This is a genomic window from Croceibacterium sp. TMG7-5b_MA50, from assembly GCF_039830145.1.
GTDB lineage: Bacteria > Pseudomonadota > Alphaproteobacteria > Sphingomonadales > Sphingomonadaceae > Croceibacterium.
The window spans coordinates 1,205,132-1,227,192 of the sequence record NZ_CP156082.1 but is presented as its reverse complement, the minus strand read 5'-3'; the positions used below and the strand labels follow the sequence as shown (position 1 = coordinate 1,227,192).

Here is a 22,061-nt window from a genome sequence, read left to right as displayed (position 1 = left end):
GACTGATGGAAACCAGAGCCGGCGATCCGGGCGCATTCGCCCATTTCGATCTGAATCGGGTGGACAGCCCGGCCTTCGTCATCGACGCGGCCAAGCTGCGCGCCAATTTGCAGATGCTGGCCGATGTGCGCGATGCGGCGGGCATCAAGGTGCTGGCGGCGCTGAAGGCGTTCTCCATGTGGTCGGTCGCGCCGATCATCGGCGAGTACCTCGACGGCGTGTGTACCTCCGGCCTGTGGGAGGCGCGGCTCGCATCCGAGTTCTACGACGGAGAGATCGCGACCTATTGCGCGGCCTACAAGCCGGAGGACCTGCCGGAGATCTGCCGGCTGTCCGACCATGTGATCTTCAATTCGCCCCAGCAGCTGGAACGCGCCAGCCTGATCTTGGAGGATGCGCGGGTGCGCGGCGGCGGGTTCGACATCGGCCTGCGCGTGAACCCGATGCATGCCGAGGGGGAGGTGCCCCGGTATGACCCGTGTGCACCGCACAGCCGCCTGGGCTGGCCGATCGATCAGTTGACGGAAGAGCACATGGCGATGGTGGACGGCATCCACCTGCACACTCTGTGCGAGCAGGACCTGGAGCCGCTGAAACGCACCTGGGATGTGCTGTTCGATCATCTGGAGCCCTATTTCGGGCAGATCAAATGGCTGAATTTCGGCGGCGGCCACCACATCACCCGCGCCGATTACCAGCGGGAGGAGCTGGTCGAGTTCCTGCGCGACGTGGCGGAGGATACCGGCGCGGAGATCTACCTGGAGCCGGGCGAGGCGGTGGCGCTGGATGCCGGCATCCTGGTCGGCACGGTGCTGGATACCCATTGGAACGCCATGCCGCTGGCGATCACGGACGTGTCGGCAACCTGCCACATGCCCGACGTGATCGAGGCGCCGTATCGCCCCGCCATGCTGGGCGAGGCCGAGCAAGGCCAGGGCGAGCCGATCCGGCTGGGCGGCCCGTCCTGCCTGGCGGGCGATGTCATCGGCGACTACCGCCTGCCGGTGCCGGCGCGTGCCGGCGAGCGCTTCGCCTTCCTGGATCAGGCGCATTATTCCATGGTCAAGACGACGACCTTCAACGGGGTTCCGCTGCCGTCGATCTGGCTGTGGGACAGCGATACCGATGCTTTGGAATGCATCAAGCGTTTCGAGTACGAGGATTTCCGCAACCGGCTGAGCTGATGCGGGCGGGCGGGGACGGCTACTGGAGCCGCCCCGCCACCCCGTCACATATTGGCCGCGGTGGGGCGCACGATCACCTCGTTGATGTCGACACCCTCCGGCTGCTCCAGCGCGTAACGGACCGCACGCGCGATGGCGTCGGGCGTCAGCGACTTCTGCCGCCACTCCGTAAGGGCGGTGGCGATCGCTGGGTCGGTGATGTCATGGCCCAGCTCCGTGGCGACGACGCCGGGGGAGATGATGGTGCTGCGGATCTCGTCATGCTCCTGCCGCAATCCCTCCGTGATCGCCCACACCGCGTGCTTGGTGGCGCAATAGACGGCGGCACTGGGAAGCACGACATGCGCGGCGATGGATGCGACGTTCACCACATGGCCGTGCCCCTGCGCCACGAAGCGGGGCAGCACGGCCGCGATGCCGTTGAGCACGCCATGGATGTTGACGTCGATCATGCGCGTCCACTCATCCTGCTTCAGCGCGGCGAGCGGTGACAGCGGCATGATGCCCGCATTGTTGATCAGCACGTCGATCGGGCCGAAGCGCTGCTCGGCCGCGTCGGCGAAGGCGGCGAAGCTGGCAGCGTCGGTCACGTCCAGCGCCTGCCACGCGACATTGGGGCCAAGCTCCCGAGCGAGCGTTTCCAGCCGATCGGTGCGGCGCGCACCGATGAACAGGCGCGCACCCGCTCCCGCCAGTTCCCGCACGGTCGCTTCGCCGATGCCGGCGGAAGCGCCGCTGATCAGCACGGTCTTGTTGATCGAAGAGGTCATTATCGTTCCTTTCCTGTCACCCGATCGGGCTGCACACAGATGGCGCGAAGACAGGCATCAGCGTGAGAGCGATCGCCCGCAGTTTTTGCACGATCCTCCGGGAAGTGACTGGCTGTGCTTGCGCAGGGCAGCCGGGGGATGCCAGAACAACCGCATGGAACGCATCGCTGACCTCGCCGCGCTGGTGCAACGGCATGTCCCACGCACGGGCATGGTGGCGACCGCTATCGGCCGGCTGTCGCTGTTCCGCGCGGATGAGCCGACGGCGCCTGTCCCGGCCGTTTATGATGCCTCGCTTTGCCTGATCGCACAGGGCACCAAGGAGGTGTCGTTGCGGGATCAGAAGCTGGTCTACGATGCGGCGCATCATCTGCTGGTCTCGGTCGACCTGCCGCTGGTTGGCCACGTCACGCAGGCCAGCCCGGATGCGCCCTACCTGTGTTGCAAGATCGATATCGATCAGGCGGCGCTGGCGGAACTGATCCTGGTGGAGGGTGAGAAAGCACCGATGACGGGCGTGGCGCCGATGGCGATCCACGCCAGCGATGCCGACCTGATCGATGCCGCGTGTCGCCTGGTGCGTCTGCTCGACCGGCCGGAGACCATCGACGCGCTTGCCCCCCTGATCGAGCGGGAGATCCTCTACCGGCTGCTGGCGGGTCCGCAGGGCCCGGCGTTGCGGGCTATGGCGGTCAGCGACAGCCATCTGGGCCAGGTGAGCCGTGCCATAGCCACCATCCGCCGCGGCTTCGACCGGCAGCTGCGCGTCGCCGACATCGCGGCGGAAGCCGGCATGAGCGCGTCATCTCTGCATGAGCACTTCAAGGCAGTGACCCGCATGACGCCGCTCGAATACCAGAAGCAGTTGCGCCTGCAGGAAGCGCGTCGGCTGATGCTGTCGCAGGGCGCCAGTGCCGGCTCCGCCGGGTTTGCCGTCGGTTATGACAGCCAGTCGCAGTTCAGCCGCGAATATGCCCGCCTGTTCGGCGCCCCACCACGCCGCGATATCCAGCGCCTGCAGATGAGCGGTAGCATCCTGACACCCGTTTGAGGCGAAGCACCAGTGGAGTGAGGGGAACTGGTCGGGGAGACAGGATTCGAACCTGCGACATCTTGCTCCCAAAGCAAGCGCGCTACCGGACTGCGCCACTCCCCGACCGCCCCTGGGGGCTGCGGCTGTGCGATGCGCGGTAGGCCCGGCAGGATTCGAACCCGCGACCTAGCCGTTATGAGCGGCCAGCTCTAACCGCTGAGCTACGAGCCCCTTCGCACCGCACGTGCTGCGCCACTGCGCCTAGCCGCGCCGGGCTCGCCGTGCAAGCGGGTCTTGTCGGATGCCGGACGGGCAGAACTCAGCCTCAATCAAGCTGTTGCAATGGCTATGACTTGCGGGCATGGACAACTTTGTTACGTGAACCTGCTGATGCAAGTGCGCTTACTTTCGCGCACATCATCGCAATCGCAGGTGTTGGGAGAAAGATGAAATGGCGGTGCTCGATGCGATTGATCGCAGGCTGCTGGCCGAATTGCAGGCGGAAGGCCGCATCACCAATGTCGACCTTGCCAGCCGCGTGGGGTTGACCGCGCCGCCATGTCTGCGCCGGGTCCGCAGCCTGGAGATCGCCGGCGTGATCCGCGGCTACCATGCCGACCTCGATTCATCGAAGCTCGGCTTTGCCATCACGGTGTTCGCGATGGTCAGCCTGAAGAGCCAGGCGGAGGAAGACCTGCGCGCGTTCGAGGATCATATCCGCACCCTGCCGGAGGTGCGCGAGTGCCACATGCTGAACGGTGAAATCGACTTCATCCTGAAGATCGTCAGCCACGATCTGCAGAGCTTCCAGGAATTCCTGACCAGCAAGCTGACGCCCGCACCCAACGTCGCCAGCGTCAAGACGTCGTTGACGATCCGCACCGCCAAGAACGAGCCCGGCGTCCCGTTCGACTGACGGGCACCGGGCACGATCGTCCTCAACCCTCGCGGCGGGCGAGCCATTCCTCCAGCCACTTGATCGAATAATTGCCGCTCAGCACGTCATCCTCGTGCAGCAGCGCACCATGCAGCGGGATGTTCGTCTTAACGCCTTCGATCACCATCTCCTCCAGCGCGCGGCGCAGGCGCATGATGCAGCCCTCGCGCGTGCGGCCGTAGACGATCAGCTTGGCGATCATGCTGTCGTAATAAGGCGGGATCGAATAACCGGCATAGAGCCCGCTATCCACGCGCACATGCATGCCGCCCGCCGCGTGGTAGGCCGACACCTTGCCGGGGGAGGGAGCAAAGGTGAACGGATCCTCCGCATTGATGCGGCATTCGATGGCGTGGCCGGTGAAAGTGATCTCGTCCTGCGTCACGGACAAGGGCTTGCCTTCGGCAACACGGATCTGTTCGCGTACCAGATCGACGCCGGTGATCGCCTCCGTCACCGGATGTTCCACCTGCAGACGGGTGTTCATCTCGATGAAGTAGAACTCGCCGTTCTCCCACAGGAACTCGATCGTGCCTGCGCCGCGGTAGCCCATGTCTGACATTGCCTTGGCGACAATGCCGCCCATGCGATCACGCTCGGCCGCGCTCAGCACGGGGGAGGGCGCTTCCTCCAGCACCTTCTGATGGCGGCGCTGAAGCGAACAGTCGCGTTCGCCCAGATGGACGGCGTTGCCGTTGCCGTCGCCGAAAACCTGGAACTCGATGTGCCGCGGATTGCCGAGATACTTCTCGAGGTAGACCGTGTCGTCGCCGAACGCGGCCTTGGCCTCGCTCTTGGCCTGACGCATCAGGCTTTCCAACATGTCGGGGCCGGGGATCACCTTCATGCCGCGTCCGCCGCCGCCGCTGGCAGCCTTGACCAGCACGGGATAGCCGATCTCATCCGCGACCCGCATCGCCTCCTCGACGGAGGTCAGCGCCCCATCCGACCCTGGCACCAAGGGCAGGCCGAGCGCGCCGGCGGTGCGCTTGGCTTCCACCTTGTCGCCCATGGTGCGGATATGTTCGGGCTTGGGACCGATCCAGGCGAGCCCATGTGCCTCCACGATCTCCGCGAACTGCGCGTTTTCCGACAGGAAGCCATAACCCGGATGGATCGCGTCCGCGCCGGTGATCTCCGCCGCGGCGATGATCGCGGCGATGTTGAGATAGCTTTCCGAAGCGGCCGGCGGCCCGATGCACACCGCATGGTCGGCAAGGCGCACATGCATGGCGTTGGCGTCGGCGGTGGAATGCACCGCGACGGTCTCGATACCCATCTCATGCGCGGCGCGGTGGATGCGCAGCGCGATCTCGCCGCGATTGGCGATCAGTATCCGCGAAATTCCCATCGGTTCAGCCGATCACCATCAGCGGCTGGTCGAATTCGATCGGCTGGGCATTGGTGATGAGGATCTCCTGCACCACGCCGTCAGTCGTGGCGGTGATCGGGTTCATCACCTTCATCGCCTCGACAATCAGCAGGGTATCGCCTGCCTTCACCCGGTCCCCCACCTTCACGAACTGGGCCGCGCCCGGTTCGGGCGAGAGATAGGCCGTGCCGACCATCGGCGATCGCAGGGCGTTGGCAAGGTCAGGTGCCTGCTCCGCTGCCGCCGGCGCGGCAGCGGCCGGGGCGGCGGCGGGAAGGGCGGCCGGTGCGGCGACCGGCATGGCCGCCTGTGTGATGGGCGGGGCGCTGATGATGTTCTGCCGCACTACGCGAATACGCCGCGCACCTTCCTCGACCTCGATCTCGGTCAGGCCGGTATCGACCAGCATCTCGGCCAATTCGCGCACAAGCGTGCTGTCGATCTTCATCGCTGGCACGGCATTATCCGCGCCCGTGTCTGCGACCATGGGGTACCTCCAAGGTGTAATTCGATAAACGCGGGCCTATGGGGTCACCCTTGCTGCAAAGCAAGTGTCAGGGGGCAACCTTGGTCTGGAGCTGCGCGATGGCGCGCAACGCCAGTTCGTAGCTTAAAGCACCGAAGCCGGCGATGGTGCCCTTCGCGGCCATGCCGACATAGCTGTGATGGCGGAATGCCTCCCGCGTGTGCGGGTTGGACAGGTGCACCTCCAGCACCGGGGTGCGGACCGCCTTGATGGCGTCGTGCAGCGCCACGCTGGTATGGGTGAAGGCACCGGCGTTGAGGATCACGCCCCTGGCGTCGCGCGCCTGCGCCTCGTGCAGCCAGTCGACCAGATGCCCTTCATGGTTGGATTGGCGCAGGTCGACCGTCAGGTCCAGGGTCCGCGCCAGGTTCTCCAGCCGTTCGGCAATGTCGTCCAGCGTTTCGTTGCCGTAGATCTCCGGCTCGCGGGTGCCCAGCAGGTTCAGGTTGGGTCCGTTCAGGACCAGTACGGTCTGGGTCATGGCAGGCAAACTCCCCGGCGCTGCAGTGCAATGTCTGCATAGCGCCGGGGCAGGATCGGTAAAGCTATTGCGGTGCGCCTTTCGCCTTACCCCACTGGCGGGCGGCGGTGTAGCCGAGATAGCCCGTGCCGAAGAGGACGTAGAGCTCTTCCGGCAAGCCGTTGAGGTAGGCATTCATGCCGCTGGCGATGCTGGCCGCCGCTTCCGGGCGGAACGCGGACAGCACGCCCATGGGGATGGCCATGAGGATCATGAGATACATGACATAGAGGAAGGACGGCCGTGCACGACTGGTCCACGGATCCCTGGATTCCGCTTCCGCCACAATGGCGGACAGGCGGGTGCGGATCGTCTCCAGCTCATGCGTGCCTTCCAGCTTCAGCAATTCCAGTTTGGCGCGGGCCTGCGCTTCCTTGTCGGGGATGATCTTGTCGATCAGCGAGGCAATTGGGGAGATGAGGGTTTCGAAAACAGCCATGGGCAAGCTCCGGATATGAGTCGGGAGCCGGTGAATGAACCACATTGGTTCATGTAGGAAAGAATGATGAACCGCGTGCGGGCGTCTATGGCCCCGCACACTCAGGTGCACCGCGCATCACGGTCGCCAGTGACACATTCCCGACGATGCCGGAGGGGCGCGATGCAATCCGCGCCTGATCCTGCGGCTGGAAACGCTCCCCATACAGGCGGTTGAGCAGCCGATAATCGGTGCGTGCCTCCCCCGCCAGCTGGTTCAAAGCCGTGTTGGCGACGGCCACCTCGATCGTGTTCCTGCCCGCGCGCAGAGCCGGGGTGATGTCGATGCGATAGGGCGGTGCCCACAGCGCACCGACCTCCTGCCCGTTGACGCGGATCGTGGCGGCATCACGGATCGGTGTGGCGATTTCCGCGTGGTGACGTTCGCCTTCGGCAGCATCGACTGGCTGTGTGTCCTGGCCATCCGGATGGGTGAAGGCTAGAAGATAGCAGAGGCCCGGATCAACCCTGTCGAGCTGGACCGGGCGCGTATAGTTGCCCACGCCAGAATAATGCCGGAGTTCGGGATCGCGGGTCCAGTCGCCAAGGGCATCGGACCCGACCCGCTTGCCATCCACGCGCAACGACCAGCCATCGGACAAGGGCTTGAACGCGGCGGCGTGTTGCGCCGGCTCGGCCGCCGGCTCGCCTGCGTCGCCGAAGACCAGCAGCCGGCTTTCGTACGGCGCGAGTTCCAGCGTGACCTCGTTGTCACCCGCGGGCGACCGGGCGCCCGTCATCGGGTTCCACCATTCGCCGGCGCCGAAGCGGGTGGCGAAGCGGGCGTTCACGCGGACCGGGCGATTGCCGGTATTGGCGACGAAATAGATGTCCGCTGTTTGGGTGGCGCGCCGCACGAAGCCGACAGCGGGGTTCGGCTCCGCCAGCAGCATGTCGGGCTCCGCCGCGGCGCGCAGCGCTTCGCTCGCGCTGCTCGCCGGTACGATGCTGACCGACCGGTGCCGGGCCAGACGGGCGCTGATCGCCCTGACCTGCCGGACCGCCGCACTGTCCCGCAGCCCGCCGGAGGTCTGCGGCAGGGCTTCCAGCACCACCAGCCGGTGCTTGGCGTCGGCATCCAGCCAGCGCTCCACTTGCGCGTAGGCATCTGCATCGATCCGATTGAGGGTCGGCAGCAGCAACACGTCATGCGTGAGGCGGTCAGCCGCCACCGCCGCAGCATCGACGAAGTCGAAGCCGTACCCTGCCGTCAGCACGTCGCCCGTCAGCCCTTCGGGCAGAAGGCGCTCCATCATCTCGTTCGCGGAGGCGCGCGCCGGACGCATCGTGGCGAAGGCATCCTCGATCGGCAGGTAGAGCGCGACTTGGTTGTCCGGCGCACCCTGCCGCAGCATGTACGATATCCGTGCCAGATAGCGGCTGACCGACGGCATGACCGGATACCACGGATTGTGATCGTTCAGCGCCGCCGCGGCGTAGAACGACCAGCCCGGCTCGCCGGCGGAGGGCGGGCTGTACGGCCAGCCATGACCGACCAGCTGGGTGACGCCCTGCAGGAAGTGGCGGTCGGCTTCCATCTTCATGTCCAGCGGCGTCGCGGCCCAGGATGGGGAGGCGAGCCAGGTCCATGTCTCCGACGAGACGACCGGCTTGCCGTACAGGTGCGCGCCGGATGTCGCCCACCTGGTGGAGGTGAAGTCGCGCCAGTTCTGGCCTTCGCCTTCGGGCAGGGCAACCAGCGCGTTGCTGGACAGGGTCGTTGGCGGGAAGCCGTAGACCTGCGCGCGGAACTGCGTACCGTGATCACGCGCCCATCGATCGATCGGCGCGAGGTAACGCTCGTCCACCAGTTCAGACAGGGTACGCGCCCAGTCATACCGCACGCCTGCGCTGTCCGGCGTATCCAGGAACAGGGCGGGCAAGTGATCCATCAGGTCGTAGCCGCGCCGGCGGCGGAACTCCGCCGGCAGATCGGGGGTCCAGCTGGCGCCATAGGCTTCCAGGCTGTCGGAGAAGATCGCATGTGGCGGCGTCAGGCCGTCGAAGGCGGTCAGCAAGGGCGCGACAACCTGATCCAGGTGCGTCGACACCGCTGCGGGGTCGATGTGGTCGAGCACGTAGCCTTCCGCACCGATTGCCGGCCGCTTCACCATCTGGCCGGTGCGGCCGGCGACGAACACCAGCAATTCGCGTGGCTGATCGCTCGCACGCAGTTCCGCGCGCGGCTGGTCGATCGGCACCTCCTGCAGCGGCCTGTCGGCAGTGGCTTCGTCCGTGACCGGGCCGATGCGCGCGGCCACCAGGCGTTCGCCGGGACCGACAGCAGGCATGATCGCGGAGGTCTCGCCAGCGGCGACCGGCACGCGGACCATGCGTATCTCGGCAGAGGCGTGGTCCACCGTCGTCTGCGGTCCGCCGAAGGGCCAGCCGCTGCCGGCGGTCACGTCGATCCGCAGACCCTGTGCCTGCGCCGTCTGGGCCGCATGGCGCAGCCCTGACAGGAACTCGGGCGACAGGAAGCGCTGGTTGGCGGTTTCGCTACCCGCCGTGTCGAGCTGCAACGGATAGACCGGCTGGACCTCTACCCCGCCGATGCCGCCATCCTTCATGGCCTGCAACTCGCGGTCGATCTCCTCCGGCGTCACTGCCGGGCCAAACCACCACCATCGCATCATCGGCCGGGCTTCGGTGGGCGGCTCCGTGAAGCCCTGCCACAGGCCCGCGTCGCCGGTCGGCTGGGCCTGCAGCATAGCTGCCGAACTCAGCAGCCCAAGCGCGGCGATCACCCGCCAGGCGGTGTTCCGCCGTCCCGAGCTTGCCATGAGATACTCCCCCTTGTTCTTGTTAGTGCTCAGCGCAGCCGCTCAGCGCCGATGGGTCGCCGCGCCGCCATGGCGAACAGCGTAATTACCGCGAACGCCACCGTTGGCACCAGCATCGCTGTCGTAATGCCGGCAAGGTCCGACAGCCAGCCCATCATGGCGGTAAGCAGCGCCCCTCCAATGATGGCCATGATGATGAGCGATGCACCCGCCTGCCGCAATGGCCCGAGCCCTTCCACCCCCAGTGCGAAGATGGTGGGGAATTGAATCGACATGAAGAAGCTGGCCGCGACCAACGCATAGAGGCCGGTGCGTCCGCCAGCACCGACTGCGACCAGCGTCAGGCAGCAGGCGATGCCGGCGAACACGGCAAGCAAGGTCGCTGACCGCGCCTGCGACATCAGGCTTGATCCGATGAAGCGGCCGGCCGCGAACAGCACCAGCGACACGAACAGCGCATCCGCCGCCGCCCGCTCCCCCATGCCGTGCACGTTCGCCTGGGCGTAACGGATGGTGTAGCTCCAGATACCGACCTGCGCCCCGACATACAGCAGCTGCGCGCCGGCCGCCGCCAGCAGACGCGTACGACGGAACGCGGCCCGCAGCGCGGCAGGCCCGGCCACACCTTCGCTGCCCGAACCCGCCGGGAAGCGCACTAGCGCCGCGGCGATCGCGAAGGCCAGCACCACCAGGCCGATGACGACATAGGGCGGGGCGACCGCGCGCACCTCCATCTGGTAATAGGCCAGCTGCTCGGCCGCGGACATGGTGGCGAGCGCCGCCTCGTCATGCTCGATGCCCGACAGGATGAACGTGCGGCCGATCAGGATCCCGGCGAGCGAGCCGATGGGGTTGGCCGCCTGGGCCCAGTTGATCCGCCGCGCGGCGCCCTCGGGCGCGCCATATTCCGTCATCAACGGGTTGGCGGAGGTTTCCAGGAAGGCGAGGCCCGAGGCGATCACGAACAAAGCGAGCAGGAACAGCAGGTACTCACCCAGCATCGCCGCCGGGTAGAACAGCAGCGCACCGGTTCCGTACAGCACGAGCCCCAGTACGATCGCCGCCTTGTAGCCGCGCCGGCCCATGACCAGAGATGCCGGGATCGCCCACAGGAAGTAGCCAAGGTAGAAAACCTGCTGGACGAAGCTGGTCTCGAAGTCGGACAGCACGAACGCCTTCCTGAACTGCGCGATCAGGATGTCGTTCAGATTGTTGGCCATGCCCCACAGGAAGAACAGGCTGACCGTGATGGCGAGTGCCGCGCGATAATGCTGCGATGCTGCTGGGCTGACGCGCGAGGGGGAGGGCACCCGTCTTAGCCCAGCGCGCGGTCGAGATGGGTATAACCGCCATCCACCACGATCCACTGGCCGGTCGTGTGCGATGCACGCGGCGACAGCAGGAACACCACGGTGTCGGCGATCTCCTGCACCGTCGTCATCCGGCGTCCCAGCGGAATGCGGCTGGTGATCGTCGCCAATTGCGCGGCTGGATCGTCGAACGTGTCGAGCCAGCGGTTGTAGAGCGGCGTCATCACCTCCGCCGGTAGCACCGCATTGACCCTGACCCCGTCGGCGGCGAAGGCAGCGGCCCATTCGCGCGTCAGGCCCAGTTGCGCAGCCTTCGCCGCGGCGTAGCCGCTGGTGGCGCCTTGCCCCGTCAGCGCCACCTTGGATGCGACATTGACGATCGCCCCGGCACTGGCACGCAGCGCCGGGGCGCACAGATGCGCCAGGGTGTAGCAATGGATCAGATTGCGGCGCAGCGATTGCTCGAACGCCTCCGTCCCCGCATCCAGCCCCACCGTGTCATTGGTGCCGGCATTGTTGACCAGCCCGTCAATCGTGCCGAGCTGCTGGACAATGGCGCGGCAGGCGGCCTCGTCTGACAGTTCCAGCTGGTGAGCGGTGACGTTCGGCAGTCCGGCAAGCTCCGCCGGCGGTGTCGCGCGGTCCAGGATGACGGGGCGGGCGCCTTCCTCTGCCAGAACGGCGACGATGGCGGCGCCGATGCCGGACGCGCCGCCCGTGACCAGCACCACCTTGTCTTCCAGGCCGAGCTTCACGCCGGCTGTCCCGACTGGCCGAAGCGGTAGGCTTCGATCGAGGCCGGCTTCATCTCGATGGAGAAGCCGGGCGCTTTCGGCGGCCAGTATGCCGCGCCGCGCACCTCGCAAGGATCCACGAAATGTTCGTGCAGGTGGTCGACATACTCGATCACCCGTCCTTCCTTGCTGCCGGCGATGGCGATGTAGTCGATCATGGCGAGATGCTGGACGTACTCGCACAGGCCGACACCGCCCGCATGCGGGCAGACCGGCAGATCGTACTTCGCCGCCATCAGCAGGATCGCCAGCACCTCGTTCAGCCCACCCACTCGGCATGCATCGATCTGCACGACGTCGATCGCGCCGGCCATGATGAACTGTTTGAACAGGATGCGGTTCTGGCACATCTCGCCCGTCGCCACCTTGGTGGGGCGAATGCCGGCGCGAATGGCCTGATGGCCCAGCACGTCGTCGGGGCTGGTCGGTTCCTCGATGAACCAGGGCTCCGCAAAGGCGAGCTGGTTCACCCACTCGATCGCCTCGCCTACGTCCCAGTTCTGGTTGGCGTCGATCATCAGCACCGCATCGGAGCCCATCGCCTCGCGCGCCAGGGTCACGCGCCGGATATCTTCCTCCAGATCGCGCCCGACCTTCAGCTTGATGTGCCGATAACCGTCGGCCACCGCCTCCCGCACCAGCCGGACCAGCTTGTCATCCGAATAGCCGAGCCAGCCGGCCGAGGTGGTGTAACAGGGATAGCCTTCCGCGTGCAGCCGCGCGATCCGCTCCGCCTTGCCCGCTTCCCTCGACCGCAGCAGGGCGAGCGCCTCTTCCGGCATGATGCAGTCCGTCAGGTAGCGGAAGTCGATGCAGCGGATCAGTTCCTCGGGCGTCATGTCGGCAACCAGCTGCCAGACGGGCTTGCCCGCGCTCTTCGCCCACAGGTCCCACACGGCGTTGACTACCGCGCCGGTGGCGAGATGTACCGCACCCTTGTCTGGGCCGATCCAGCGCAACTGGCTGTCGCCGGTGATCCGCCGCCAGAACCGTCCCGGCTCCTGCGTGATCTCCATTAAGTCCAACCCGACCACCAGCGGCGCCAATGCCTCGATCGCGGCGATGCAGATTTCGTTGCCACGCCCGATGGTGAAGGTCAGCCCGTGACCTTCCAGCCCCGAATCGGTTTCCAGCACGACATAGGCGGCCGAATAGTCCGGATCGGGGTTCATCGCGTCCGACCCGTCCAGCTGCAGGCTGGTGGGGAAGCGCACATCCGCTGTGCGCAAACCGGTGATCCGCGTCATCGCGCCACGCCTGCCAGCATCCCAGTTACCCCCATCCCGTGCTTGCACATCTTGCAGCCTCAGCTATTTTCAAATCTGGAAGCTACTTCCACCTGCGTGGTCTAGCAAGTGGGCTTGCGCTCTGTCGCGTTGAAGAGAATGTGAGGTCGAGTTTTGCGAGGCATGGACACTTTGACCAGGGACAAGCCAGCCCCGACCTACAATGCGCCGGCGCTGGAGAAGGCGTTCGACATCCTGGAGCTGCTGGCCGATGCGCCGGGCGGCCTGACCATCAGCGAGATCGCGCAGCGGCTGGACCGATCCATCAGCGAGGTGTTCCGCATCATCATCGTGATGGAGCGTCGGCAGTGGCTGCAGAAGGACGACAATGACCGCTATGGCGTCAGCTACCGGGCGCTGGACGTGGCGTTCCGCGCGACACCGGCGCAGATGCTGGCGCAGGCCGCCGCCCCTGTGATGTTCGAACTGGCGAGCGCAGTCGGCCAGTCATGCCACCTGGTGCTGCGGGCTGATGAGCGCGCGATGGTCGTGCAGCGGCAGGAGAATCCGGGCGCGGTTGGCTTCGGCATTCGGCTGGGCGCGATCGTGGACCTCGTGACCTCATGTTCCGGCCATGTCCTGCTCGCCTTCCTGCCGGAGGCGCGCCAGGCCGCGCTGCTGGATGTGCTGCCGCGGCCCAAGGGGCTGTCGCGGGCGCAGTTGCAGGGCCGGCTGGAGCAGGTCCGGGCCGATGGCTTCCGCACCCAGCCCAGCGCCCGGATCGAAGGCGTGACCGACCTCAGCTACCCCGTGTTCGGCTTCGATGGTCAGATCGCTGCTGCGCTGACCATCCCCTTCCTGGTGATGATCGACGGATCGCAGCGCACCACGCTGGACGAGACGCTGGCCCTGCTGGGCGGGTCGGCCAGCCGCATTTCGGCGGCGCTCGGCCATGTGGTGCCGCGATGAGCGGGCGGCTCGCAGGCAAGCGCGCGGTCGTGACCGGCGCGGCGCAGGGCATCGGCCGCGCCATCGTCGAAAGCTTCGCGCGCGAAGGCGCCACCGTGCTGGCGCTGGACCGCAACGGTGCGGGCCTGGCCGACCTGCCGGCGGAGGCGCACACGATCGACCTGCTCGACCCCGCCGCCATCGCCGCCTTCGGCAAGGTTGCCGGACGGGTGGACGTGCTGGTGAATTGCGCGGGCTACGTCGATGCGGGCGATCTGCTGTCCACGTCGGACGAAGGCTACGACCTGTCCTTCGCGCTCAATGTCCATGCCCCTGCGCGCCTGATCCGGGCCTTGCTGCCGGCGATGCTGGCGGGCGGGGGTGGCTCGATCGTCAACCTGTCCTCCGTCGCCGGGCCGATGATCGGGGTCGCCAACCGCTTCGCCTATTGCGCGTCCAAGGCGGCGATTGCCGGGCTGACCCGTGCGGTCGCGGTGGATTATGTCGGGCAGGGTATCCGCTGCAACGCGATCTGCCCCGGCACCGTGCAGTCCCCGTCGCTGGACGAGCGCATGGCGGCGACCGGCGATGCGGAGGCGGCGCGGGCCGCCTTCATCGCGCGACAGCCGATGGGCCGGCTGGGAACGGCGGCGGAGATCGCCGCGCTGGCGGTGTATCTGGCCGCTGACGAAAGTGCCTATACGACTGGCACCCTTGTCGCCATCGATGGCGGGTGGACCATGGCCTGAACCGCCGTAAGGTGCTGACGTGATACAGGAATGGGAGAGAGCAGTGCGGCATGAACCACGCGGGATGACCCGCAGGCCGGCCGGATCATTCACGATCCGCGCGGGCGGGAAGGCGGGCGCGGCCCTGCTGCTGGTGCTCGCCCCGGTGGCGGTGCAGGGGCAGGAGATCGACCGGCAGGCACTGGTCACGCGGCACAATGTCACGCTGGAGGAGATTGACCCGCACGCGCCGGTCATGATCGGCAATGGCGAACTGGGCTTCACCGCCGACATCACCGGCCTGCAGACCTTCGCCGACCGCTATTCACCGCTGGCTCCGCTGCTGACGATGGCGCAATGGGCCTGGCACAGCTTCCCCAATCCCGAAGGGTTCACGGAAGCGGACGGATTGCGCATGGTGGAGGTGCCCGGGCGCGGCAAGCAGCCCTATGCGGCGATGACATCCTTCGCGGAGCAGACGCCCGCCGACGCCTGGCTACGCGCCAACCCGCACCGCTTCTCGCTGGCGCGGATCGGCTTCGTCACTCCGGATGGCGGCACACCGGACTTCTCCGAGGTTGCCGGCACCAGGCAGCAGCTCGACCTGTGGAGCGGTGCGCTGACCAGCAGCTTCACCTATGGCGGGGTGCCGGTCGAGGTTGTGACCCGCATGCACCCGGACAGCGACGCGCTGCTGGTGGAGGTGCAGTCGAAATTGATCGCCGATGGGCGGCTGGGGATCGCGGTCCGCTATCCCTCGGTGGCCGAGGGGATCAACCCGGACCCGACCAGCTTCGCCGGCACTGGCGCACAGTCGATCACGGTCGCAAGCCGCGGGGCCGATCATCTGCACCTCAGCCGGACGATCGACGACACGCAGTTCTGGTCCACCATCAGCGCCAGTGGCTCGGTCGCCGAGCGGCCCGACGGCGCACTCGTCACCGGCAAAGGCAGCGATCGCCTGACCCTGATCGTCCGGTTTGAGCGGGAGGAGGCGTCCGCGCCGTTGCCCACCTATGCCGATGCGGCGGCGGCGGTGGCGCCGCACTGGCACGATTTCTGGCAAGGCGGCGCGGCGGTGGACTTCACCGGCAGCACCGACCCCCGCGCGGCGGAGCTGGAGCGGCGGGTGGTGCTCTCGCAGTACCTGTCGGCCCTCAATTCCGCCGGGTCGCTGCCCCCGCAGGAAGAAGGGCTGTTCTCCAACAGTTGGTTCGGCAAGTTCCATCTCGAAATGCATCCGTGGCACAGCGCCTGGCAGCCGCTGTGGGGCCGGCCCGAGCTGCTGGAACGCAGCATGGGCTGGTATCTGGACCACCTGCCCGCCGCCCGGGCGGAAGCCGCGCGCCACGGCGTGGAAGGTGCCTGGTGGCCGAAGATGGTCGGGCCGGAGGGGCGCAACAGTCCCAGCCCGATCTCCCCCTACCTGATGTGGCAGCAGCCGCATCCGATCCTGCTGGCCGAGCTCCTGCGCCGCTCGGGCGACGATGCGGCGGTCACCGCCCGCTATGCCGAGCTGGTGGAGGCGAGCGCCGACCTGCTCGCCAGCTGGCCGGTTGGGGAGGGCGCGCGGCGTAATCTTGGTCCACCGCTGATTCCGGCGCAGGAGAACTATCCGGCGGCGACCACGGTGAACCCGACGTTCGAGGTCGAGTATTTCCGCTGGGGCCTTGCCACCGCGCAGGCATGGCGGGAGCGGCAGGGGCTGCCGCGCAAGGCCGCATGGGATACGGCGCTTGCCGCCATCGCCCCGCCCGCGACCGCCGACGGGCTGTACCTGCCGGTGGAGAGCCTGCCCGATTTCTGGGAAGTCACCACTTCTGCAGAATGCAGCGGGCATGCCGCAGCGGCCAATTGCCGTAACCGCGACCATCCTTCCCTCCTCATGGCGCATGGATTCATCGGTGGCGAGCGGATCGACCCCGCAATCATGGCGCGCACCTACGACACGGTGAAGGCGCATTGGGATCTGCGGCAGACCTGGGGCTGGGACTTCCCGATGCTGGCGATGACCGCCGCGCGGCTGGGCCGGCCGGACGATGCCGTGGCCTGGCTGTTTGCAGAACAGAAGAACAACCAGTGGGGGCCGACCGGCATGACCCCGCGCGTCCATTACGAAGGGCACGCGGACGACCTGGTGCCGACCACCGGCGGTGCCGGTGGCGTGGACCAGGCGGTCAGCCCTGACGGACCGGACTACAAGCGGGCGGCAGAAACCTACTTCCCGTCCAACGGATCGCTGCTGATGGCGGTTGCGCTGATGGCCGGGGGATGGGACGGGGCGCAGGGTCAGGCCCCGGGCTTCCCCCGGACCGGCTGGGTCGTCCGGGCAGAGGGGTTCACCCCCGCGCCGTGAAAGGAGAGCACATGACCAATCTTGATCGCCGGGCCGCGCTCGGCGCGCTGGCCGGCGCCACCGCCGGCCTCGCCTATGCGCCCGCTTTCGCGCAGGCCCAGGCGGCGCAGCCGTCCGCCCCTGCCGCGAACGGCGCCGTGCCCAGCGACTGGGTCGATCCCAAGACCAATCATCGCATCGTCCGCCTGAGCGGGGACGAGGGCGGCGGCAAGCTGTACTTCTACCGCCAGCAGTTCACGCCCGAAGGCGACCTGCTGGTCTATTCTACGCCGCAGGGGATCACCGCGGTGAACCTCGCCACGCGCGCGCGGCGCGTGATCGTGGCCGATCCGCGCGCGTCGCTGATGTTCACGTCGCGCCGCAACCGCACGGCGTTCTACTACATCTCGGACGAGGGGGAGGGGCAACCGACGGATCGCCCGCGCACGCTCTACGCCGCCGACATAGACAGCGGCGAAAGCAGGCAGGTCGGCCGGATCGAAGCGGGCCAGATCTGGCAGATGAACGCGGATGAGACGTTGATGGTCGGCACGGTCGCCTATGGCGATGCGCCGCTGCAGCCCGATGTTCCCGACCCGCGCAATCGCCGCTTCGGCCAGGCGGAATATTCCGCCGTCGGCCCGGACGGCAAGCCGCTGAACTTCGCCAAGGCCAAGGGCGTGCGCATGCTGACCCGCTGGGCCGCGCGCGTTCCGATGGAGCTCTTCGTGCTGGATCTGCGCACCGGGGAGCGGCGCGTGGTCCACAAGGCGAATGACTGGCTGAACCACGCCCAGTTCTCGCCCACCGATCCCGATCAGCTGATCTTCTCCCACGAAGGGCCGTGGCACCGGGTGACGCGCATGTGGCGCATCCGCACGGACGGCACAGGCCTTGCCCCGCTGCACGAGCGGACCATGAATTTCGAGATCTGGGGGCACGAGTTCTTCGGGCCGGATGGGCAATGGCTGTGGTACGATCTGCAGACCCCGCGCGGCCAGGTGTTCTGGGTCGCCGGGCTGGAACTGGCGACCGGCCGGCGCATGTGGCGGCGGATCGAGCAGAACGACTGGTCGGTCCACTTCAACGTGTCGCCCGATGGCAAGCTGTTCGCCGGCGACGGCGGCGATGCTGACATGGTCGCGCATGCGCCTGACGGGAAATGGATCGTCGCATTGCGTCCGGAAACGGTCACCGATGCGGAGCCTGACACGTATCAGGATGACCTGGTCACGCCGGAATACATGCGGTCCGAGCGGCTGGTGGACATGTCGGCGCATGATTACCGGCTGGAACCGAACATCACCTTCACGCCGGATGGCAAGTGGATCGTATTCGGGTCCAACATGCATGGTTCCAACCACGTCTACATGGTGGAGGTTGCGCCGACCCCCGCCTGAGGGGCCGGCCGCATGTTCGATATTTTGGGGAGAAGGGCATTGAAGCGTATCCTGAGCCGCGGGTTGCTGCTGGCAACCGCACTGGCGAGCAATCCGGTGCTGGCGCAGGCCGGTGCCGCACCTGCTGCCGCATCTGTTGCCGGTGTGGAGAGCGCCTGGCTGACTGTGCCGGCCCGTCCGGCGGTCACCTTCTCCCCTGATGCCGTTCCCGATCGTGCGGCCGTTGCACGGATGCTCGACTACGTAACGGCGGCGCAGATCGCCGACATGGCCCGGCGGCCGATCCCGCTGACCACTGGCGGCGCGCTCGATTCTATGTCGTCCAACTGGGTGGCGGCGACTTTTTATGTCGGGGCTGCGCGTGTCGCCCGGATCTCCGACGATCCGCGTGCCCTGCGCTTCCTCAGCAACGTGGCCGACCACTACAATTATGCCTTCCGTGGCGCGCGAGAGAGCCGCACGCTGCTGAACGCGGACGACATGGCGATCGGCGACCTGTACCAAGAACTGTACGCCCGCCGGCGGCAGCAGGGCGTGCTGATGCCGTTGCAGCAGCGGCTCGACCATCAGGTGCCGTATTTCAACCGGACGACGGAGGCGGACGATCCGCTGATCTGGTGGTGGTGCGACGCGCTGTTCATGGCCCCGCCCGTGATGGCGCGGATGAGCGCGCTGACTGGCGACCCCAAATATCTGCGTGCCATGGACAAGGAATGGCGCCGCACCGCCGAACGCCTGTGGGTACCGGAAGAAGGACTGTTCCTGCGCGACGAGCGCTTCGCCGATCGCCGGTCGGAGAATGACAGGCCGATCTATTGGGCGCGCGGCAACGGCTGGGTTCTCGCCGGCCTCGCCCGCACGCTGGAGGCGATGCCCGCTGATTATGAGGGCCGCGAGTTCTACCTCGACATCTTCCGTAAGCTGGCGGCGCGCACGGCCGAGTTGCAGCAGTCCGATGGTCTGTGGCGGGCAAGCCTGCTCGACCCTGAAGCCTTCCCCGAGGCCGAGACCAGCGGTTCGGCCCTGCTCGTCTATGGCCTTGCATGGGGGATCAATCATGGTCTGCTCGACCGGGAGACGATGCTGCCGCACGTCACGCGCGGCTGGGCGGCGCTGAACGATCAGATCCTGCCCAGCGGCCTGCTGGGCGCGGTACAGAAGACCGGCGACCAGCCGGTGCCCACCGCGGCGGAGGATACCGGGCCATACGGCACCGGCCCCTATCTGCTCGCGGGACTGGAAATGATGGGACTGAGCCAGCCGGTTGCCACGCTGCCGGTCGCGCAGCCGACCAAGGACGATGCGGAAACGATCGCCGCCACCACGCCCACCCCGCCGCCGCCGGCGACGGTGCGCGGCGAGGCGGAGCAGCGCCGCCGTGCAGAGGAGATGCGCGCCACCCGCGCGCTCGCCTTCGATCCCGATGCAGCGCCCACCCGGCCTGCCAATATCGAACCGCTCACCCCGCCGACCGCGGCGGAGCAGCGCGTCGTCGCCGTCGCCCGCTTCGCGCCCGACCGTTTCGACGACCTGTTATGGGAGAACGACCGCGTCGCCTTCCGCATGTACGGCCCCGCGCTGGAGAAGCAGGAGCCGCCATCGGGTTCGGGGATCGACGTCTGGGCGAAGCGGGTGCGTTACCCGTTCATGGACCGGCAGCTTCGCTTCCCGAACTACCACACCGACCGTGGCGAGGGGCTGGACTATTACGACGTCGGGCGTGGCCGCGGCGTCGGTGGCCTGGGTATCTGGCACGACAACAAGCTGTGGACGTCCCGCAACTTCGCGGAGCACGAGGTGCTGGCGACCGGCGGCAACGAGGCACGCTTCCGCGTCCGCTACGCCCCTTGGCCCGTCGATGTGGAGCGCTCCGTGGCGGAGGAGCGGGTGGCGAGCCTGCCGCTCGGCACCAACTTCACCCGCTTCACCTCTACGCTGACATCCTCCAGCCAGGAGCCGCTGGTGGTCGCCATCGGCATCTCCAAGCGTCCGGGCAACGCGGCCGGGCCGGGTTTCGTCACGAAGGACGCGGCCGCCGGCCTGCTCGCCTTCTGGGAACCGCCGCACCCGCAGAACGGCAGCATGGGCCTCGCCATCCGCGTCGATCCGGCCATGGTGGCCGGCTTTGCGGAGGATGCCGACAATTACATGATCCTGCTCAACGTCACGCCCAGCCAGCCGTTTACCTACTACAGCGGGGCTGCGTGGGAGAACGGGCTGGACTTCAACGACCGGGCATCCTGGGAAGCTTACGCCCGGGCGGAGCGGCTGGACTTCGCTCCGGCCCGGTAAACCGGATGGTGGCCGGGGCAGGGTGCCCCGGCCAGTCTGGTCAGCCGCCGTTCGCTACGCCAACCCGCTGCTGCCATGCGGGGTAGGCGGCCAGCGCCTCGGCCGGCTGGCCGACCCACCAGGCGTATCCATTGCGTCGCCCTTCGGAAATGCCGTTGACGTCGTCGTGGATCGACTTGTCGCGGTCGCCGAAGATCGGCTGCCCGGTGACGATGTCGTAATTGCGCGACCATAGCGGGCCGGCGCCGGGCTGCGGGATCAGCTTGCGCCCCTCACCCTCAACCCGCGTGAAGGCGACATCATTCACAGCCTTGTCGCGCAGCCATGCGATCGCGCCATCCACCGCCGCGCGCACCTCCGGCGAGGGGTCGGGCTGGTTCATCAGGAACATGACCACATCAGTGGTCTCCCCCGCGGCGATGGAGCGCATCTCGTAATTGCGGGCCGACATCGGTGCCATGGTCAGGGCATCGACCTGTTGCGGCCAGCCGGTCAGCTTGCCGTCGACCCGCACCTGTGCGGCCAGGATCGCGGCCATCCCGCGCTCCACCGCCCCGGCCGCCTGCGTGCGCAGCTCCGTCGGCACGAAGGCGAATTGCGGATCGCGCGCCACCTCGTCCAGCAACATGGCCGCCTGCGCCACAGCATTGTCGTTGAAGGTGATCCCGTCGTGGTAGCCGCCCTGCAGCGGCCAGACCTGCGGCCAGCCCCCGTTCGGGTACTGCGCGGCCAGCAGGTAGCGCACACCCTGCACGAAACTGTTCCGGTACGGCTCGCCCGTCGCGCCCGGCACCGCTGCCGCGACCTTGGCCAGGTACCGCATCTCCGCCGTGGTGGCCCCGTTGTCTAGCGTGCCGACATAGGTCCAGTTGCGGTCGACCGGCTCGTCGAAATTACCCGGGTTGCTCGTGGCCGAACCGGCACTGGCGCTGTAGCGCTGTCCGGGCAGACGCGGCGGACCGGCGCGGTTCTGGTTCTTGCTCCACCCGCCGGCTGGCGTCTGGAAACTGACCACCGTATCGGCGATCCGCCGGGCCTCGTCCCCCGCATACCAGGCAGTCTCGCGGTCCATCGGCATCGATTTCGGGCCCGCACCATACGGCTCCGGCGCGGGGGGCGGGGTGGCACCCGCAGGCAGTTCGGCGACCAGCGATGCCCGGTCCGCCGCAAGCTGCCGCTGGGAGCGTTCGAGATAGGCCTGCCATTCCGCGCGCTCGCCCGCCGGCAGTTCGGCGATCCGTTCTGCCGACAGTTCCGTCGCCGGCACGTTGGTGCCGATCACCTTGGCAGCCAGCGGCACCGTCATCGTCGCCGACGCCAGCAAGATCGATATGGCTGCGATTCTCATGTCCTATCTCCCGTCAGGCGACCTCGACCGGTCACCACCATCTTCTCGGGAGATAATATTCCCGCCAGTCCGTAGATG

At 67.2% G+C, this 22,061-nt stretch carries 18 protein-coding genes and 2 tRNA genes; 8 read left to right on the top strand and 12 right to left on the bottom strand.

Annotation, left to right across the window (positions count from 1 at the left end):
* The first annotated feature begins 5 nt into the window (after positions 1-5).
* Positions 6-1,184 (top strand): carboxynorspermidine decarboxylase, encoded by a 1,179-nt coding sequence (locus V5740_RS06045; RefSeq protein ID WP_347304168.1) that lies wholly within the window; start codon positions 6-8, stop codon positions 1,182-1,184.
* Positions 1,185-1,228: 44 nt separating this feature from the next.
* Here V5740_RS06045 and V5740_RS06040 read toward each other — a convergent pair whose 3' ends face one another.
* Entirely contained in the window at positions 1,229-1,954 is a 726-nt protein-coding gene (locus tag V5740_RS06040) for an SDR family oxidoreductase (RefSeq protein WP_347304167.1), read from the bottom strand.
* Positions 1,955-2,108: 154 nt separating this feature from the next.
* Between V5740_RS06040 and V5740_RS06035 the strand changes: the two genes are divergently transcribed.
* Entirely contained in the window at positions 2,109-3,005 is an 897-nt protein-coding gene (locus V5740_RS06035) for an AraC family transcriptional regulator (RefSeq protein WP_347304166.1), read from the top strand.
* Positions 3,006-3,033: 28 nt separating this feature from the next.
* On the opposite strand, the gene V5740_RS06030 is transcribed toward V5740_RS06035, so the two are convergent.
* Positions 3,034-3,110, bottom strand: a tRNA-Pro gene (locus V5740_RS06030).
* Between the two features lie 35 nt (positions 3,111-3,145).
* Positions 3,146-3,218 (bottom strand) — tRNA-Ile (locus V5740_RS06025).
* A 220-nt stretch (positions 3,219-3,438) separates the two neighbouring features.
* Between V5740_RS06025 and V5740_RS06020 the strand changes: the two genes are divergently transcribed.
* Complete coding sequence (locus tag V5740_RS06020; RefSeq protein ID WP_347304165.1) at positions 3,439-3,903, top strand: Lrp/AsnC family transcriptional regulator; 465 nt, start codon at positions 3,439-3,441, stop codon at positions 3,901-3,903.
* A 22-nt stretch (positions 3,904-3,925) separates the two neighbouring features.
* On the opposite strand, the gene accC is transcribed toward V5740_RS06020, so the two are convergent.
* From accC to V5740_RS05980, 8 genes are all read right to left on the bottom strand, one after another.
* Complete coding sequence (accC, locus tag V5740_RS06015; protein WP_347304164.1) at positions 3,926-5,275, bottom strand: acetyl-CoA carboxylase biotin carboxylase subunit; 1,350 nt, start codon at positions 5,273-5,275, stop codon at positions 3,926-3,928.
* A gap of 4 nt (positions 5,276-5,279) precedes the next feature.
* A complete protein-coding gene (gene accB, locus V5740_RS06010) occupies positions 5,280-5,783 on the bottom strand; it encodes an acetyl-CoA carboxylase biotin carboxyl carrier protein (RefSeq protein WP_347304163.1) in 504 nt (167 codons plus the stop codon).
* Positions 5,784-5,850: 67 nt separating this feature from the next.
* Positions 5,851-6,303: a type II 3-dehydroquinate dehydratase gene (aroQ, locus tag V5740_RS06005; protein WP_347304162.1), complete on the bottom strand. Its 453-nt coding sequence runs from the start codon at positions 6,301-6,303 to the stop codon at positions 5,851-5,853.
* A 64-nt stretch (positions 6,304-6,367) separates the two neighbouring features.
* Positions 6,368-6,781, bottom strand: coding sequence for a holin family protein (locus V5740_RS06000; protein WP_347304161.1), 414 nt, complete (start codon positions 6,779-6,781; stop codon positions 6,368-6,370).
* Between the two features lie 85 nt (positions 6,782-6,866).
* Positions 6,867-9,602, bottom strand: a complete 2,736-nt coding sequence (locus tag V5740_RS05995; RefSeq protein WP_347304160.1) for a glycosyl hydrolase — start codon at positions 9,600-9,602, stop codon at positions 6,867-6,869.
* 29 nt (positions 9,603-9,631) lie between these two features.
* Positions 9,632-10,912 carry an L-fucose:H+ symporter permease gene (gene fucP / locus V5740_RS05990; protein WP_347304159.1) on the bottom strand — a complete coding sequence of 427 codons (1,281 nt, stop codon included), beginning with the start codon at positions 10,910-10,912 and terminating at the stop codon, positions 9,632-9,634.
* Between the two features lie 5 nt (positions 10,913-10,917).
* Positions 10,918-11,667, bottom strand: a complete 750-nt coding sequence (locus V5740_RS05985; protein WP_347304158.1) for an SDR family oxidoreductase — start codon at positions 11,665-11,667, stop codon at positions 10,918-10,920.
* On the bottom strand, positions 11,664-12,953 hold the full coding sequence (locus V5740_RS05980; RefSeq protein ID WP_347304157.1) for an L-fuconate dehydratase: 1,290 nt from the start codon (positions 12,951-12,953) through the stop codon (positions 11,664-11,666). The genes V5740_RS05985 and V5740_RS05980 overlap by 4 nt, the downstream gene beginning before the upstream one ends.
* 162 nt (positions 12,954-13,115) lie before the next feature.
* Between V5740_RS05980 and V5740_RS05975 the strand changes: the two genes are divergently transcribed.
* From V5740_RS05975 to V5740_RS05955, 5 genes are all read left to right on the top strand, one after another.
* Positions 13,116-13,901, top strand: a complete 786-nt coding sequence (locus V5740_RS05975) for an IclR family transcriptional regulator (protein WP_347304156.1) — start codon at positions 13,116-13,118, stop codon at positions 13,899-13,901.
* On the top strand, positions 13,898-14,629 hold the full coding sequence (locus tag V5740_RS05970; RefSeq protein WP_347304155.1) for an SDR family oxidoreductase: 732 nt from the start codon (positions 13,898-13,900) through the stop codon (positions 14,627-14,629). The genes V5740_RS05975 and V5740_RS05970 overlap by 4 nt, the downstream gene beginning before the upstream one ends.
* A gap of 64 nt (positions 14,630-14,693) precedes the next feature.
* A complete protein-coding gene (locus V5740_RS05965; RefSeq protein WP_347304154.1) occupies positions 14,694-16,964 on the top strand; it encodes a hypothetical protein in 2,271 nt (756 codons plus the stop codon).
* Between the two features lie 11 nt (positions 16,965-16,975).
* Positions 16,976-18,343, top strand: a complete 1,368-nt coding sequence (locus V5740_RS05960; protein ID WP_347304153.1) for an oligogalacturonate lyase family protein — start codon at positions 16,976-16,978, stop codon at positions 18,341-18,343.
* Positions 18,344-18,382: 39 nt separating this feature from the next.
* Positions 18,383-20,635, top strand: a complete 2,253-nt coding sequence (locus V5740_RS05955) for a glycoside hydrolase family 88 protein (protein ID WP_347304152.1) — start codon at positions 18,383-18,385, stop codon at positions 20,633-20,635.
* A 40-nt stretch (positions 20,636-20,675) separates the two neighbouring features.
* Here V5740_RS05955 and pelA read toward each other — a convergent pair whose 3' ends face one another.
* Positions 20,676-21,983: a pectate lyase gene (pelA, locus tag V5740_RS05950; RefSeq protein WP_347304151.1), complete on the bottom strand. Its 1,308-nt coding sequence runs from the start codon at positions 21,981-21,983 to the stop codon at positions 20,676-20,678.
* Between the last annotated feature and the right edge of the window lie 78 nt (positions 21,984-22,061).

Coding starts and splice junctions, on each gene's coding strand:
- V5740_RS06045 (WP_347304168.1), top strand. CDS start 6: ATGGAAACCAGAGCCGGCGATCCGGGCGCATTCGCCCATTTCGATCTG.
- V5740_RS06040 (WP_347304167.1), bottom strand. CDS start 1,954: ATGACCTCTTCGATCAACAAGACCGTGCTGATCAGCGGCGCTTCCGCC.
- V5740_RS06035 (WP_347304166.1), top strand. CDS start 2,109: ATGGAACGCATCGCTGACCTCGCCGCGCTGGTGCAACGGCATGTCCCA.
- V5740_RS06020 (WP_347304165.1), top strand. CDS start 3,439: ATGGCGGTGCTCGATGCGATTGATCGCAGGCTGCTGGCCGAATTGCAG.
- accC (WP_347304164.1), bottom strand. CDS start 5,275: ATGGGAATTTCGCGGATACTGATCGCCAATCGCGGCGAGATCGCGCTG.
- accB (WP_347304163.1), bottom strand. CDS start 5,783: ATGGTCGCAGACACGGGCGCGGATAATGCCGTGCCAGCGATGAAGATC.
- aroQ (WP_347304162.1), bottom strand. CDS start 6,303: ATGACCCAGACCGTACTGGTCCTGAACGGACCCAACCTGAACCTGCTG.
- V5740_RS06000 (WP_347304161.1), bottom strand. CDS start 6,781: ATGGCTGTTTTCGAAACCCTCATCTCCCCAATTGCCTCGCTGATCGAC.
- V5740_RS05995 (WP_347304160.1), bottom strand. CDS start 9,602: ATGGCAAGCTCGGGACGGCGGAACACCGCCTGGCGGGTGATCGCCGCG.
- V5740_RS05980 (WP_347304157.1), bottom strand. CDS start 12,953: ATGACGCGGATCACCGGTTTGCGCACAGCGGATGTGCGCTTCCCCACC.
- V5740_RS05975 (WP_347304156.1), top strand. CDS start 13,116: ATGGACACTTTGACCAGGGACAAGCCAGCCCCGACCTACAATGCGCCG.
- V5740_RS05970 (WP_347304155.1), top strand. CDS start 13,898: ATGAGCGGGCGGCTCGCAGGCAAGCGCGCGGTCGTGACCGGCGCGGCG.
- V5740_RS05965 (WP_347304154.1), top strand. CDS start 14,694: ATGACCCGCAGGCCGGCCGGATCATTCACGATCCGCGCGGGCGGGAAG.
- V5740_RS05960 (WP_347304153.1), top strand. CDS start 16,976: ATGACCAATCTTGATCGCCGGGCCGCGCTCGGCGCGCTGGCCGGCGCC.
- pelA (WP_347304151.1), bottom strand. CDS start 21,983: ATGAGAATCGCAGCCATATCGATCTTGCTGGCGTCGGCGACGATGACG.